13 protein-coding genes are annotated in these 14,634 nt (G+C 71.6%); 11 read left to right on the forward strand and 2 right to left on the reverse strand.

Annotated elements, in window-relative coordinates; all coding sequences use genetic code 11:
• Positions 1-392: 392 nt before the first annotated feature.
• Positions 393-1,223: an HAD family hydrolase gene (locus tag ACIOD2_RS39475; protein WP_400550059.1), complete on the reverse strand. Its 831-nt coding sequence runs from the start codon at positions 1,221-1,223 to the stop codon at positions 393-395.
• A 559-nt stretch (positions 1,224-1,782) separates the two neighbouring features.
• Between ACIOD2_RS39475 and ssd the strand changes: the two genes are divergently transcribed.
• The 9 genes from ssd (at position 1,783) to ACIOD2_RS39520 (ending at position 8,048) form a co-directional block, all read left to right on the forward strand.
• Positions 1,783-2,856: a septum site-determining protein Ssd gene (gene ssd, locus ACIOD2_RS39480; RefSeq protein ID WP_400550061.1), complete on the forward strand. Its 1,074-nt coding sequence runs from the start codon at positions 1,783-1,785 to the stop codon at positions 2,854-2,856.
• The gene (locus ACIOD2_RS39485) at positions 2,853-3,014 is read left to right on the forward strand and encodes a hypothetical protein (protein ID WP_400550063.1); all 162 of its coding nucleotides are present in this window, start codon (positions 2,853-2,855) and stop codon (positions 3,012-3,014) included. Before ssd ends, ACIOD2_RS39485 begins: the two co-directional genes overlap by 4 nt.
• Positions 3,011-4,162, forward strand: a complete 1,152-nt coding sequence (locus tag ACIOD2_RS39490) for a TadA family conjugal transfer-associated ATPase (RefSeq protein WP_400550066.1) — start codon at positions 3,011-3,013, stop codon at positions 4,160-4,162. Before ACIOD2_RS39485 ends, ACIOD2_RS39490 begins: the two co-directional genes overlap by 4 nt.
• Positions 4,163-4,193: 31 nt before the next feature.
• The gene (locus tag ACIOD2_RS39495) at positions 4,194-4,961 is read left to right on the forward strand and encodes a type II secretion system F family protein (RefSeq protein ID WP_400550068.1); all 768 of its coding nucleotides are present in this window, start codon (positions 4,194-4,196) and stop codon (positions 4,959-4,961) included.
• A complete protein-coding gene (locus ACIOD2_RS39500) occupies positions 4,958-5,683 on the forward strand; it encodes a type II secretion system F family protein (RefSeq protein ID WP_400550070.1) in 726 nt (241 codons plus the stop codon). Before ACIOD2_RS39495 ends, ACIOD2_RS39500 begins: the two co-directional genes overlap by 4 nt.
• 24 nt (positions 5,684-5,707) lie before the next feature.
• Positions 5,708-5,875 (forward strand): DUF4244 domain-containing protein, encoded by a 168-nt coding sequence (locus ACIOD2_RS39505; RefSeq protein WP_400550072.1) that lies wholly within the window; start codon positions 5,708-5,710, stop codon positions 5,873-5,875.
• Entirely contained in the window at positions 5,872-6,231 is a 360-nt protein-coding gene (locus ACIOD2_RS39510; RefSeq protein ID WP_400550074.1) for a TadE family type IV pilus minor pilin, read from the forward strand. Before ACIOD2_RS39505 ends, ACIOD2_RS39510 begins: the two co-directional genes overlap by 4 nt.
• Positions 6,232-6,484: 253 nt before the next feature.
• A complete protein-coding gene (locus ACIOD2_RS39515; RefSeq protein WP_400550076.1) occupies positions 6,485-6,892 on the forward strand; it encodes an Rv3654c family TadE-like protein in 408 nt (135 codons plus the stop codon).
• A gap of 538 nt (positions 6,893-7,430) precedes the next feature.
• Positions 7,431-8,048 carry a bifunctional DNA primase/polymerase gene (locus tag ACIOD2_RS39520; protein WP_400550078.1) on the forward strand — a complete coding sequence of 206 codons (618 nt, stop codon included), beginning with the start codon at positions 7,431-7,433 and terminating at the stop codon, positions 8,046-8,048.
• Between the two features lie 83 nt (positions 8,049-8,131).
• Here the strand turns inward: ACIOD2_RS39520 and ACIOD2_RS39525 are convergent, their stop codons facing one another.
• Positions 8,132-11,272, reverse strand: coding sequence for a DEAD/DEAH box helicase (locus ACIOD2_RS39525; protein ID WP_400550080.1), 3,141 nt, complete (start codon positions 11,270-11,272; stop codon positions 8,132-8,134).
• 311 nt (positions 11,273-11,583) lie between these two features.
• On the opposite strand from ACIOD2_RS39525, the gene ACIOD2_RS39530 reads away from it, so the two are divergent.
• Complete coding sequence (locus ACIOD2_RS39530) at positions 11,584-13,881, forward strand: sodium-translocating pyrophosphatase (RefSeq protein WP_400550082.1); 2,298 nt, start codon at positions 11,584-11,586, stop codon at positions 13,879-13,881.
• 153 nt (positions 13,882-14,034) lie between these two features.
• On the forward strand, positions 14,035-14,625 hold the full coding sequence (locus ACIOD2_RS39535; protein WP_400550084.1) for a hypothetical protein: 591 nt from the start codon (positions 14,035-14,037) through the stop codon (positions 14,623-14,625).
• Positions 14,626-14,634 lie beyond the last annotated feature (9 nt).

Below are 14,634 nucleotides of genomic sequence, written 5' to 3' on the forward strand. Positions count from 1 at the left end.
TGGCCAAAGGCCAACGGGCGCCGCCTGCAAAGCGCGAACATCTCGGGCGACCAAGCGTGCAACTCTGGTCGTACCTACATGGACTCGGCGTGTGGCGTCCCACTACGCAGTCCCTAGACGACGAGCCTCCCGCGGCGCGCTGCGCGTGGGTACCCGGAGTCCGCGCACGGAGGTTTGCCGGGGTGGAACAGGCTTCTCTTCTACCTGTTCCCTGGCCGACCGAACGTCCGCACCTTCTTTCTACGCCGTGAGCCCGGTCACTTCAAGTGCGCGGATGGGTGCACCGGTACAGAGGCTGGATCGGGTGACACGGGCACCCTGCGCGACGGACAATTCGAGGCTGGGCCAAGCAAAGTGGAGGCCGTTCGGCCGTCTGGGTGGTCCGGTTGCCGCTAGCGGGACCGACGGCGACGGTTGAGGCCGTACCAGGTCGCCCCGGCCGCCACCGCGCCGACACCGAGGGCCACCATCCCGGCGGACCGGGTCGGGATCCGGCTGCGCAGTGACATGGGCCGGTCGAACGCGAGGATCGGCCAGCCGCGTTCGAGCGCTTCCTTCCGCAGCAGCTTGTCCGGGTTGACCGCGTGCGGGTGCCCGACGACCTCGAGCAGCGGGATGTCGGTGCTCGAGTCGGTGTAGGCGAAACACTCGGCGAGGTCGTAACCGTGGGTCGCGGCGAGCTGCTTGGCCGCGACGGCTTTGTTGGCGCCGTAGCAATAGAAATCGACTTCGCCGGAATAGCGGCCGTCGACGATCTGCATCCGGGTCGCCACGCTCCGGGTCGCGCCGAGCATTTCCGCGACCGGCGCGACGACCTCTTCGCCGGTCGCCGAGAGCACGATGACGTCGTGGCCGTCTTCACGGTGCTGCGCGATCAGCTCGGTCGCCTCCGCGTACACGAGCGGATCGACGACGTCGTGCAGGGTTTCGCGCACGATCGCCGAAACCTGGGCGACGTCCCAGCCGGTGCACAACGCGGAAACCTCGGCGCGCATCCGCTCGGTCTTGTTCTCGTCGGCGCCGGCGAGGGAGAACACCAGCTGCGCGTAGGCGCTGCGCAACGCGGCGCGACGGTTGATCAATCCCTCCTTCAGCAATGGTTTGCTGAACGCCAGTGCGCTCGACGAAGCGATGATCGTCTTGTCCAGGTCGAAGAACGCGGCCACCGCGTGCTCCGGGCCCGGGTTCCGGATGCGCGACGGCGCGCTGATCGGTTCGGCCACGGCTCCAGGATAAGAGCTTGATCGCGACGCGTCCCGTTGATCCACCACGAGCGCGTCGTGTCGCCGGAAAATCCATGACAGGAAGGGACTTCCGGCGCGCGATGCCGTTACCGAACTGTGTGCCTCGCCCGTTGCGCAAACCGGCGTCCGGCGGAGTTACAGTGAGGGAGTCCGGTGTCCAACCGGGCCGGTTCAGTCCGACCCCCCGGGGCTGAACCCTTGGCGGCCCCCGTCCCTCCCCCCTGGCGGGGGCCGCCTCTTAACCTTCCGCTTGCCTTTCGCGAGCCGGGTTCCGAATCGCCGGACAGTTCTGTCGCGCTCTTCGCCCTTGCCGAATTCTTGAACGCGGTTCGGCGTGCCCATTGCCGCCGCGGGTGCCGCGCGATTTTGCCACACCCCACCGACAGAACCGGCGCACGAGCCGTTCCGTGGTGGCAGTTGTCCACAACACCCCGGTTGTCCACAGCCCGGCCCCCGGCCCGTTGTGCCCCCGTGCCACCCGGCGCGACGGTGGAACCAGGGCCATCCGAGGCCCGCACCGACGACGGGGGAGGAACACATGGCGGGGGAACGACCGCTCGTGGTCGCCACGGACGAAACCGTGCTCGACGAGATACTGCGTGTGGCCGCGGTCGCGGGCTGCGAGCTCGACCGCGCCCCGGACCTGACCGCGGCGGGCGGGCAATGGGCCCGTGCGCCGCTGGTGGTCCTCGACGAGGAAACCGCGCTGCGGCCACCCCGGTTGCCCCGGCGTGGCGGGATCCTCCTGGTCTGCAAGGGCGCTCCGGCGCCGAGGACGTGGGAGCACGCGTTCCGCGTCGGCGTCGAGCGCGTGATCTCGTTGCCGGAGGAGGAGACCGAGCTCGCGGGGGCGTTCGCGGACGTCGTCGAGACGCCGGCCGAAGAGGCCGGCCTGGTGCTCGGGGTGGTCGGCGGCCGCGGCGGCGCGGGTGCGTCGGTCTTCGCCGCGACCCTCGCCCTGGCCGCCGACCGCGATCCCGGCGGTGCCCTGCTCGTCGACTGCGATCCGCTCGGCGGTGGCCTGGACCTGTTGCTCGGCTTGGAAAAGACACCCGGACCACGCTGGTCCGAAGTCCGGCTGAGCGGCCGGGTGTCGGTACCGGCGCTGGCCGCGGCGTTGCCCCAGCGCCGGCACCGGGGTGGCAGCTTGCCGGTGCTGGCGTGCGGCCGCGAAGGGGAGGGTCCGTCGGCGGAATCGCTGTCGGCGGTCCTCTCCGCCGGCCGCCGAGCGGGGCGCACGGTGGTCTGCGACCTGCCACGCACCCTCGGCGACGCGGCGGCGGAAGCGGTCACGGTGGCCGACCTGGTGGTGCTCGTGGTGCCGGTGGAGTTCCGTGCGTGCATGGCGGCGAAGCAGGTGCTGCGGAGTCTGTCGGCGCTGACCGCCCGGCTGGGTGTGGTCGCGTGTGGACGGTCCAGGTCCGGTGTCTCGGCGGCCCGGACAGCGGGTCTTCTCGGCCCGCCGCTGCTGGCGGCGATGCCGCCGGAGCGAGGTCTGCCGGGCGCGGTGGAACGCGGCGAATTCCCGGCCAAACCGGCAGGTCCTCTGTCCGCGGCAGCGGCGAACGTCCTGGCGGTGGCCCGCCGCGAAGCCCGGGCGGCAAGCCGATGACGCGCCCCGACGTCCTCCGCCGAGCGGTCACCCCGACCCGGGTGGGCGACCTCCTGCTCCCCACGCTCCTCACCCTGGCGGGCCGGGACCGGGCCGGCGCCCAGCGGTTCCTGACCCGGCTCCGCACCCCGTCCCCGACCCCGGTGGTGAACCCGTGACGACCGACTTCGTGGACCGCGTCCGCAACCGCCTGGCCGGCGACCGCCGCCAGGCCGACCCGGTCGCCGTCGCGACCGCCGTGCGGGCCGAGGCGGGCGGCGCTCTCGGCCACGACGCGGTGCTGGACGCCGCCCGCCAGGCCCGCGACGAGTTCGTCGGCGCCGGCCCGCTGGCCCCGCTCCTCGACGACCCGGCCACCACCGACGTCCTCGTCACCGGCCCCGGCGAGGTCTGGACGGACGGTCCGCACGGCCTCACCCGCACCGAAATCCGCTTCAACGACGAGGAATCCGTCCGCCGCCTGGCCCAGCGCCTCGCGCTGGCGGCGGGACGTCGTCTCGACGACGCACAGCCCTTTGTGGACGGCTGGCTGCCTGGATCCGGCCCACACGGACGTATCCGCGTGCACGCCGTCCTCCCGCCGGTCGCGGCCAACGGCACCTGCCTGTCGCTGCGGGTCCTCCGCCCGGCGACACACGACCTCGCGGCGTTGCGCGAGCTGGGTGCCTTCGATGCGAGCGGTGCGAAGCTGCTGGAGAACGTCGTGTCGCGGCGCATGGCATTCCTCGTCACCGGCGGCACGGGCGCGGGCAAGACCACACTGCTGGCGGCGTTGCTCGGCGCGGTCGATCCGGGCGAGCGGATCGTCTGCGTCGAGGACGCGGGCGAGCTGCAACCGTCGCACCCGCAGTTCGTCGGCCTGGTCTCCCGACCGGCCAATGTGGAGGGTGCGGGCGCGGTCGGCCTGCCCGAGCTGGTGCGCCAGGCGCTGCGGATGCGTCCCGACCGGCTGGTGGTCGGCGAGGTCCGCGGCGCCGAGGTCGGCGCGCTGCTCACCGCCCTGAACACCGGTCACGACGGCGGCGCCTGCACGCTCCACGCCAACTCCCCGGCCGAAGTGCCCGCGCGTATCGAGGCACTGGCCGCACTCGGCGGCTTGGGCCGCGACGCCGTCCACAGCCAGCTGGTCGCGGCGATCCGCGTCGTGCTCCACATGCGACGCGAACCGGGCGGCCGACGACGTCTCGCCGAGGTCGGCGTGCTCCGCAGCGAACGCGGCCGGGCCCGCGTGGTGCCGGTGTGGCGCGCGGGTCGCTGGACGGTCGACCGCCACCTCTTCGTGACGACAGGAGCGCTCGCGTGCTGACCTCCTTCCCGTTCCGCCGAGGGAGATCACGATGATCACCGCTTGGCTCCCGCTGTGCCTCGGCGCGGCCTTGGCGTGCTGGCCTGCGCCGCCTGATCGGCTGCAGTCCGCGGTCGAACACCCGGCTGCGAAATCCCGCGTCCGGCTGCCGGAGCTGTGGCCGGTCGTCCGCTGGCTGCTCCCTGGTGCGCTGGCGGGCGTGTTCGCCGGAGTCGGCGGCGCCGTCGCCGTCGGCGTGCTGACGCTGGCGTGGCGCCAGGAATGGCAAGCCCACCGCCGCGCGAACCGGGACCTGGCGATGGCCTCGCAAACAGCGATCGCGTTGCGGACGATGGTCGCCGAGCTGCGCGCCGGAGCCCACCCGGTGACGGCGGCGGAGGCCGCCGCCGAGGTCGTCCCCGCCGTCTCGGCGGATCTGCGAGCTCTGGCGGCAGCGGCCCGGCTCGACGGGGAGCTGCGCGCACCGGCCATCCCGGAACTGGCCGCCGCGTGGACGTTGGGCCGGCGATACGGCCTGCCGATGGCCGACGTCCTGGACGCCGCCCGCCGTGACGCCGAAGCCGCCCTGGCGTACGCCCGCCGGATGCGCGCCAAACTGGCCGGCCCGCGATCGAGCGCCGCGGTGCTCACCGGGCTTCCGGTGCTGTGCGTGCTCCTCGGGCAGGCGATGGGCGCGGCGCCGCTGTCCGTGCTGATCGAAAGCACGCCAGGGCAGCTCCTGCTGGTCTTCGGCAGCGTCCTGCTCTGGGCGGGAACGGCCTGGTGCCGCGCCCTGACCGGCCGGGTGCGGCTCCGATGACCGCGGCCGCGCTGCTGCTGTTCGCCGGCGCAGTACTCGTCTGGCCGGGCGACGCCACCGTGGCACGGCGGTTCGCCTGGCTGACGGCGAGCCGGCCACCTCCGCCGGCGCGCACCTGGCCGAGCGCGGTGCCGCACCTCGCGGCGACACTGGGCGGCGTCTCCCTGGCCGTGCTGGTCGGCGGCCTGGCCGGGATCGTCGTGGGCGCGATCGTGACAGCTGCCGGGTGGTGGGTGATCCGCCGTTCCCGTCGGCCACGAGCACCCGCGTCCGACATCACCAGCAGGCTCCGGCTGGCGGGGACGCTCGACCTCTTGGCCGCCTGCCTGCGAGCGGGGCTCCCGGTACCGACAGCGCTCGACGCCGTGTCCGGCGCCGCGCCCGCCGAGGTGGCAACGGCGTTGCGCTCGGCCGCGGCGCTGCTGGCCCTCGGTTCGGAACCCGGCGAAGCCTGGGCACCGGTGCAGGAGCTTCCCGGCCTCGGCGAACTGGCGATCGCCGCGATCCGGACGTCCCGTTCGGGCGCCGCGTTCGCCATGGCCGCCGGCGACCTCGCCGAACGGCTCCGGGAGGAACTGTCCACCGAGGCCGAGGAACGCGCCGAACGGGCCGGGGTGGCGCTCGCCCTGCCGGTCGGCCTGTGTTTCCTGCCCGCCTTCTTCTGCCTCGGCGTACTGCCGGTCGTCCTCGGCCTGGCCGGGCGCCTCGGCCCGCTCTTCTGACCACACCCACCGAAAGGACTTCCCATGCGCACGCCCACCACCGGCGACGACGGCTCCACGACGGTCGAATACGCCATCGTCACGGTCGCGGTAGCGGCCTTCGCGGCCGTCCTCTACACGCTGCTCACCGGCGACTCGGTCGTCTCATGGCTGACGAGCCTGGTCATGAAAGCCCTGTCGGTCCCCTCATGAGAAGCCGCGACAACGGCTCGGTCACGGTCGAGGCGGCACTGGGCCTGGCCGGGCTCACGGTGGTGACGGTGTTGCTGGTGGCCGCCCTGACGGTCTTGATGGCCCAGCTGAGCTGCACAGACGCAGCCCACGAGGCGGCGCGCCTGGTGGCCAGGGGCCAGCCACAGGAGGCCGAGGCGGCGGTCCACCAGATCGCCCCAAGGGGCGCAACGCTGGAGGTCCAGCACGCGGGCGACCAAATCACGGCAAGCGTGGCAGCCACCCCAGCAGGCGGCCTCCTCCCGGCAATCAACTTAAGGGCGACGGCCTACGCAATGGCAGAGCCAGGCACCGAGGCAGCAGATGCCCCAGGTTGACACGCAAGAGTCCCGACGCCGAGCAGGTGCACCAACCACCCAGCCACAAGACATAGGGCAGCCGACGGCGAACACCAAAGCGGCGACTGCCGCGGCACAAGGCGAGCAGCAGCCGGCGGCAGGCAGGTACGCGACCGCCAGGACAGCGCCGACCGCCCAGCCACAAGGGGGTGCGCGGCTGGCGGCGGACAGCGGTGCGGCGACCACGTGGACAACGTCGACCGCCTGGGCACGAGGCGGGCATCGGCTCGGGATGAGCAGCAGAGCGGCGACTATCTGCGCAGGCGCGACCGCCCGGATACAAGGCGGAGAGCGGCCGGCGGACAGCGGTGCGGCGACCATCTGGACCGCCATGGCTGTCGCGGCGGTGACCGGCGTCGCTGTGCTCGGGTTCTGGCTCGGGGCGCTGGTCGTCGCCCGGCATCACGTCGAATCGGCTGCCGATCTGGGCGCGCTCGCCGCGGCGTCGCACGCCTCTGACGGGCCGGACCGGGCCTGTGACCGCGCTCGGTGGGTGGCCGAGCGGATGGGCGTCACGCTCCTGACCTGCCGATGGCAGCGGCTGGATGCCCTGGTCGAGGTGGAGGCGCCGAGTCCGGGGTTCGCCGGGCTGCCCGGTCCGTCCGCCCACGCCCGGGCTGGTCCGGCCGGTCAACCGTGACACCAGCGAAGCCAGGCGACCCGTTCTCAGCGAACGACGGTTCACCAACTCGGCCGCGGGGTACATCAACAACTCGCCACCCTGAACTGCCGCTCGCCGCCGGACGGGCTGATCTGCCGGTGCGGTCGACCGGCGGACGCCGACCGGTCGGTATGCGGGGGTGACCGGCTGCTCCCGGCGGCTGCGCGATGAGCGGCTGTTGGTCACGCGCAGCGGTCACCAGTGCACGGTGAGCGGTCAAAACCGCGTCCCACCTGGGCTGATGAACGCCGTCCGGGCGGCCTCGCGGGCCGTCGGCGGGCTGGTGAGACCGGGTTTCGCACGACGAACGGTCCTTGTTCGCCTGCCGTTCACCGTCCCTGGCGTACCGCTGGGTTCGGTCCGGCGGTAGGGACTACGAGGCGTTCATCGCCCAGTAACCACCGGTTGTCGCGTGGGGGTTCCGGGCAATGTGCAACTTGCCGTTAAGTGAGACGTGCGACACCACGGCAGGGTCTCGGGGGGTCGCGACGAACCAGACCTCACAGGCAGGAAAGACATGTTGGACGCGAATTGGCCGGACAGCTGGCGCGGCGCCTTCCGCATCGAACTGCGGGCGGAGGCGATCGGTCTCGCCTGGCGTGGCTGGCCGGTGCTGCCGGGCGTCAACCCCGCGCCGCTCACGGACGGCGACGACCTCACCTGGCGCCGTCCCGTCCCGGCCAGTGACAACTGGCGCGAGCAGATCGGCACCCACGCCCACGAGGTCGCCACCTGGTTCTCCGACCGCACGCACAGCCTGCTCGTCGCCACCGGCACCGTGCTCGACGCCATCGAGGTCGACGACGAACTCGGCAAGCGCGCCTGCCGTCTGCTCCGCGCCCTGGGCCACCCCGCCCCCATCATCGCGCTGCCGAACGGCCGCTGGCTCTTCCTCACCACCGTCGCCGACCACGTGCCGGCCGAGCTCGCCTCCCGCGCCACGATCCAGTGGCACGGCAAGGACAGCTGGATCCCGCTGCCGCCTTCGCCGTTCCAGCACGGTGTTGTGCACTGGCGCGTCAAGCCCGAGGTCTGCGGCTGGCACCTGCCGGACGCCGCCGAGGTGCAGGACGTGCTGGTCCGTGCCCTGGCCGGCGCCGACGCGGCGCAGCTGGTTCAGACCACCGCGGCCTGACCCACAGAACCACCGCCCCCGGCCGGTCCCAGCCCGGCCGAGGTGGAGCAGGACACAACTCCATGGACCATTGTGTGGCCGTTCTAGTTGCCGTGTTGACGCAACGCCCCGAGCACGGTTCCCAGAACTGCCACCGCCCCCGCCTTGTCCAGCGGTTCGTTGCCGTTCCCGCACTTCGGCGACTGAACGCAGGACGGGCATCCCGTCGGGCACTCGCAGGAGACGATCGCCTCCCGCGTTGCGACCAGCCACGGGACAATCGCGGCATAACCGCGCTCGGCAAATCCCGCACCCCCGGGATGGCCGTCGTGCACGAACACCGTTGCCTCCCCGGTGTCTTCGTGCCACGCGGTACTCACCCCGCCGATGTCCCATCGGTCGCACGTAGCAAACAGCGGTAGCAGGCCGATCGCCGCGTGCTCGGCGGCATGCAGGGCACCGGGGACCCGTGCCGGAATCAGTCCGGCACCCCCCGGTGTCCTGCCACCCTCGTGAACGGGCCCCCGACCGTTCGCCAGGGTTTCCTCCCCGGTCCCCACCGGCCCCGCAGATTCGGTCCCCACCCGATGGCCCCCGGTCCCCGCCTCGCCATCGGCCGAACCCGAATCCACGGAACTCGCGGAATCGCCCGGCCCAGCCGGATCCGCAGCACTCGCGGAACGGCTCGAACCCGCCGGCCCGGCGGAACCGCTCGGCCCAGTCAGCTCCGCGGTACCCACGGAACGGCTCGAGTCAGCCGGACCCGCGGAACCGCTCGGCCGAGTCTGGTCCGCGGCACCCGCGGAACGGCTCGAACTTGCCGGAACCGCGGAACCGCTTGAACCAGCCGGTTCTGCAGAACCGCTCGGAACAGCCGAGTCCGCGAGACTCTCGGAACGGTCCAAACCTGCCGGCCCCGAATCCGTGGAATCGGTCGGCCCAGCCGAAGCGGCACCCCTCGGAGCAGACGGATCCGGAGCCGCAAGACCAGTCGCCTCCGGGTCAGTGGAATTCGTGGAATCGCTCGGCCCAGCCAAATCTGCAGCACCTGCGGAGGGGCTCGAACCAGCCGGATCCGCGGAGCCGCTTGGCCCAGTCAGGCCCGCGGCACTCGCTGAGCGGCTCGAATCTTGCGGATCCGCGGCACTCGTGGAACCGCTCGGCCCAGCCGGATCTGCGGCACTTGCAGAACGGCTCGAACCAGCCGGCCCGGCGGAGCCGCTCGGCCCAGCCGGCCCCGAGACCGCGGAACTCGACAAAACCCTCACCCCAGCCGAGCGCGCAAGAGCGCTCGAGCCCGTGCGCACCGCGTCGGTTCCCAGCAGCTCTGACGAGATCGTGTACCAGACCGCCCTCGTGTGCAGGCTCTGCTCCGGCAGGTCGAGCGGCGTGGAGTCCAGCACCTCGCCCGACGGGCGTCGTCGCAGGTAGCCGACTACCTGGGAGGTCACCGCCACCTCGCCGAGGCAGACGGTCACTCCGCCGAAGTCCTGCTTCTCCAACGTGCTCAGCACCGAGATGTCGACGATCTCGCGCGGTGTTGTCGTCCAGTCCGGGTTCTCCGCGTGGACCATCGCCAGCCCGGTCTCCAGGTCCAGCTCGTCGACGACGTACGACGACCCCTGGTGCAGGTACACCGCGCCCGGGTGCACGGCGAAGCACGCCGAGCCCGGGTCGACCGTTCCCAGCATCCGGCCGGAGTCCGACTCCACCACCGCGATCTGGTCGCCGCCGGTGCCGCGGATGCCGACGTCGGCGTGCGGGCGGTCGCGGGACGTCCAGTACCAGCCGCTCGAGCGGCGCCGCAGCAGCTTCTGGTCCGCCAGTTCGGCGAGCACGCCCAGCGCCGCATCGCCGCCGAACATCTCCAGCTCGGGGACCGTCAGCGGAAGCTCGGCGACGGCGCACGCGAGCTGCGGCGCCAGCACGTACGGGTTCGCCGGGTCGAGGACCGCCGTCTCCACCGGCCGGTCGAGCAGCGCCGCCGGGTGGTGCACCAGGTACGTGTCCAGCGGGTCGTCCCGCGCCACGAAAACCACCAGCGCCGAGTCGCCCGAACGGCCCGCGCGCCCGGCCTGCTGCCAGAACGACGCGAGGGTGCCCGGGTAGCCGGCCAGCACCACCGCGTCCAGGCCCGCGATGTCGACGCCCAGCTCGAGCGCGTTGGTCGTCGCGACGCCCAGCAGCCGCCCCGACAGCAGCGCCGCCTCGAGCGCTCGACGCTCCTCCGGAAGATAACCAGACCTATACGCCGCAACGGCTACCGACAACCTGGGGTCCACTTCGGACAGTATGCGACGCGCACCCAGCGCGGCCAGCTCCGCGCCCCGGCGCGAGCGGATGAAGGCCAGCGATCGCGCGCCCTCGACGACCAGGTCGGCGAGGATCCGCGACGCCTCCGCGCCGGCCGACCGCCGGACCGGCGCGCCGTTTTCGCCGGTCAGCTCTTCGAGCAGCGGCGGCTCCCACAACGCGACCGTGCGGGCGCCGCGCGGTGACGCGTCATCCGTGACGGCGACACACGGAACTCCAGTGAGTCGCGAAGCGAACGAAGCCGGCGAAGCCGTGGTCGCCGACGCGAGCACGAACACCGGCGAAGCGCCGTAGTGCTCGGCCACCCGCCGGAGCCGGCGCAGCAGCAGGGCCACGTGCGACCCGAAGACCCCGCGATAGCTGTGGCACTCGTCGACGACCACGCAGCCGAGCCGCCGGAAGAACGGCGCCCACCGACCGTGCGCCGAGAGGATCCCGCGGTGCAGCATGTCCGGGTTGGTGAAGACCCAGTTCGCGTGCGCGCGCACCCAGTCGCGCTCGACCATCGGGGTGTCCCCGTCGAACGACGCCGCCCGGACGCCCGGCACGTCCAAAGAGGACACCGACCGCAGCTGGTCCGCGCCCAGTGCCTTGGTCGGCGAGAGGTACAGCGCCGTCGTCTTCTCGCCCGCGGCGAGCCGCGACAGCACCGGCAGCTGGTAAGCCAGCGACTTACCGGAGGCCGTGCCGGTCGAAACCACGACGTGCCGGCCCTCGTACGCGTGCGCGGCCGCCTCCGCCTGGTGCGCCCACGGCGCCGCCACGCCGCAGTCACTCAGCGCACTCACGACCGCCGGATCGGCCCACGACGGCCACGGCACGCACCGCGCCGCCCGGCCCGGCAGGTCCGCGACGTGCGTGATCGGGTCTTCGCGCGCCGGGATGCCCGCGGTCACCCGCCCCAGCAGCCGCCGCCCACGTGATTCGTCCACCCGCCGAGCTTGGCACAGGGGTCCGACAGTTCCGGCGCATCCCAAGGGGGCCAACGGATCGGCAGCAGAGTGATCGATCAAGTGAGGAGGCTCACAAGGTAACGGATTGTACCGTCCCCGGGACGGCTTGTCGGGCCTGGTTGCAGTACCAATACACTCCCGCAATCCACACCCTCTGTGGTGAGCGTCATGTGAGACGTGCGTTGCTGCCCGGCTAGCGTGTCGCTCGGTACAGGGTCCATGCCAGCGTCGGCCGTGTCGAACCCTCGGCTCGTCGACGCTGGCGCATGTCGACGTCTCCTGGAGGACGAATGGCACGGCAGTTCCTCGCGGAGGGCGGCAACATCACGCTCTCCGGAGGTGGCTACACGATTGTCGGTGTAGTCGCCGTGGTCGCGCTTGCCGCACTCGTCATCGGCTACGTCTTGCTCAAGGAGGTGCTGGCCGCGGGCCAGGGCACCGCCAAGATGCAGGACATCGCCAAGGCGGTGCAGGAAGGCGCGGCCGCTTACCTCAAGCGGCAGCGGAACACTCTCGCCATTTTCGGCGCGATCGTGTTCCTCCTGCTTTTCGCACTTCCCGCCGACGACTGGAACGAGAAGATCGGCCGCTCGATCTTCTTCCTGGTCGGCGCGGCTTTCTCGTTCGCGATCGGTTACCTCGGCATGTGGCTGGCGACGCAGGCGAACCTGCGCGTGGCCGCCGCGTCGCGTGAGGAAGGCGGTCGCGAGACCGCCATGCGCGTGGCCTTCCGCACCGGTGGTGTGGTCGGCATGATCACCGTCGGCCTCGGCCTCTTCGGTGCCGCGGTCGTCGTGCTGGTGTACACCGGCCAGGCCCCGAAGGTGCTCGAAGGCTTCGGTTTCGGCGCCGCGCTGATCGCCATGTTCATGCGTGTCGGCGGCGGTATCTTCACCAAGGCCGCCGACGTCGGCGCCGACCTCGTCGGCAAGGTCGAGCAGGGCATCCCGGAGGACGACCCGCGCAACGCCGCGACCATCGCGGACAACGTCGGTGACAACGTGGGTGACTGCGCCGGCATGGCCGCGGACCTCTTCGAGTCCTACGCCGTCATGCTCGTCGCCGCCCTGATCCTGGGCAGCACCGCCTTCGGCGTGCACGGCCTGATCTTCCCGCTGATCGTGCCGGCCATCGGCGTGATCACCGCGGTGATCGGTGTCTACATCACGAAGGCGCGCGTCGGCGAGCCCGGCCTCGTCACGATCAACCGCTCCTTCTACATCTCCGCGGTCATTTCCGCGGTGCTGTCGGCGATCGCGGCGTTCGTGTACCTGCCGAGCAGCTTCTCCGACTTCGGTGCGGAATTCGGTGCCACCTCGGGCAACCCGGCGGTCATCGCGACCGTCGCGGTGATCATCGGCATCGTGCTGGCCGCGATCATCCTGAAGTTGACCGGTTACTACACCGGCACCGAGTACAAGCCGGTCAAGGACGTCGCGCAGACGTCGGAGACCGGCGGCGCGACCGTCATCCTCTCCGGTATCTCGGTCGGCTTCGAGTCCGCTGTGTACACCGCGCTGGTGATCGGCGCGGCCGTGTTCGGCGCGTACCTGCTGGGCGGCGGCGTCGCGCTGTTCGCCGTGGCGCTCGCCGGTACCGGCCTGCTGACCACCGTCGGCGTCATCGTCGCGATGGACACCTTCGGCCCGGTTTCGGACAACGCGCAGGGCATCGCCGAGATGTCGGGCGACGTCGACGAGAAGGCCGCGCAGATCCTCACCGAGCTGGACGCGGTCGGCAACACCACCAAGGCCATCACCAAGGGCATCGCGATCGCCACGGCGGTGCTCGCGGCGACGGCGCTGTTCGGCTCCTACTCCGACGCGATCGAGAAGACGCTGACGGGCATGGGATCCGGGATCGCCGACGGTATCTCGGGTGCGAACGCGTTCGTCAACACGATCGTCAGCCCGAACACCCTCGTCGGCGTCATCGTCGGCGCGGCCGTGGTGTTCATGTTCTCCGGTCTCGCCGTCAACGCGGTCTCCCGCGCCGCCGGCGCGGTGGTCTACGAGGTCCGTCGCCAGTTCCGCGACATCCCCGGGATCATGGAGGGCACCACCCGTCCCGAGTACGGCAAGGTCGTCGACATCGTCACGCGCGACTCGCTGCGTGAGCTGACGACGCCGGGTCTGCTGGCGGTCTTCGCCCCGATCGCGGTCGGTTTCGGCCTGGGCACCGGCGCGCTCGCCGGCTACCTGGCCGGCGCGATCGCCTGCGGCACCCTGATGGCGATCTTCCTCGCCAACTCCGGTGGCGCGTGGGACAACGCGAAGAAGCTGGTCGAAGACGGCAACCACGGCGGCAAGGGTTCGTCCGCGCACGAGGCCACCATCATCGGTGACACCGTGGGTGACCCGTTCAAGGACACCGCCGGCCCGGCGATCAACCCGCTGATCAAGGTGATGAACCTGGTCTCCGTGCTGATCGCGCCCGCCATCGTGCAGTTCTCGATCGGCCCGGACCAGAACACCGCCGTGCGCATCATCATCTCGCTGGTGGCGGTCGCCGTGATCGTCGCGGCGATCGTGGTCTCGAAGCGTCGTGGGACGGTCCTCACGGACACCCCGACGGAGATCAAGGCCTGACTCGCAGTACCCGTTCCCGGGCCCGGCACGCAGCGTCGCGTGCCGGGCCCGGGGCGTGTCGGCACTTCCCACACAGGCCTGGCGACTTGCGAAGCGGCACCGAGTCGGTACCGTCGGGCTCTCGGGGGACGTCGTCGAGCAGGAGGTGTGCAGGTGCGGCCGCGGTCAACCGTCTTAGCCGCTCTGACCACGACGATCACCATCGGCCTCGCCGGCTGCGGGCAGCAAGCCGCCACGCAGTCGCCGGCGCGGGACCAGGGTCTGTCGGTGACGACCGTGGTGCCGCAGGCCGATCCGGTGGCGAGATGGGCGGACGGCTACTGCGGCGCGGTGGGTGACCTGGTCCGCGCGCTGGCCTCGCTCCCGACCGTCGATCCGAGCACGCCGCAGCAGGCGTCCCGGACCGCAGGCGATCTCCTTTCTTCGGTGGTGGGCGGGCTCGACCGGAGCCTCGCCGGCCTGAACGCGCTCGGCGCGCCGCCGGTGCCCGCCGCGGACGCCGGCCGTGAGGACGTCATCGGGCAGTTCACCGAGATCCGCACGCAGGCCGAGAACGCACGTCAGCGCATCGCTGCCGTCCAGGGTGACGCGGAGGCGATCAAGGCGGCCCTCGGCGAGGCCGGGGCCACACTGGACCGCCTCGACGCCCTGGACTACCTCAGGGGCCTCAAGAACGTGCCCGCGCTGGAGGCGGCCCAGCAGCGGGCGCCCAGCTGCGGCCAGCTCGACGAGCCGCCACGCTGAAAGATCCGG

The organism is Amycolatopsis sp. NPDC088138 (assembly GCF_044741685.1).
In the GTDB taxonomy this organism is placed as follows: domain Bacteria; phylum Actinomycetota; class Actinomycetes; order Mycobacteriales; family Pseudonocardiaceae; genus Amycolatopsis.

What these genes read in the sequence shown, in the direction of transcription:
- ssd (WP_400550061.1), top strand. Translation starts at nt 1,783, where the DNA reads ATGGCGGGGGAACGACCGCTCGTGGTCGCCACGGACGAAACCGTGCTC.
- ACIOD2_RS39485 (WP_400550063.1), top strand. Translation starts at nt 2,853, where the DNA reads ATGACGCGCCCCGACGTCCTCCGCCGAGCGGTCACCCCGACCCGGGTG.
- ACIOD2_RS39495 (WP_400550068.1), top strand. Translation starts at nt 4,194, where the DNA reads ATGATCACCGCTTGGCTCCCGCTGTGCCTCGGCGCGGCCTTGGCGTGC.
- ACIOD2_RS39500 (WP_400550070.1), top strand. Translation starts at nt 4,958, where the DNA reads ATGACCGCGGCCGCGCTGCTGCTGTTCGCCGGCGCAGTACTCGTCTGG.
- ACIOD2_RS39505 (WP_400550072.1), top strand. Translation starts at nt 5,708, where the DNA reads ATGCGCACGCCCACCACCGGCGACGACGGCTCCACGACGGTCGAATAC.
- ACIOD2_RS39510 (WP_400550074.1), top strand. Translation starts at nt 5,872, where the DNA reads ATGAGAAGCCGCGACAACGGCTCGGTCACGGTCGAGGCGGCACTGGGC.
- ACIOD2_RS39515 (WP_400550076.1), top strand. Translation starts at nt 6,485, where the DNA reads ATGAGCAGCAGAGCGGCGACTATCTGCGCAGGCGCGACCGCCCGGATA.
- ACIOD2_RS39520 (WP_400550078.1), top strand. Translation starts at nt 7,431, where the DNA reads ATGTTGGACGCGAATTGGCCGGACAGCTGGCGCGGCGCCTTCCGCATC.
- ACIOD2_RS39530 (WP_400550082.1), top strand. Translation starts at nt 11,584, where the DNA reads ATGGCACGGCAGTTCCTCGCGGAGGGCGGCAACATCACGCTCTCCGGA.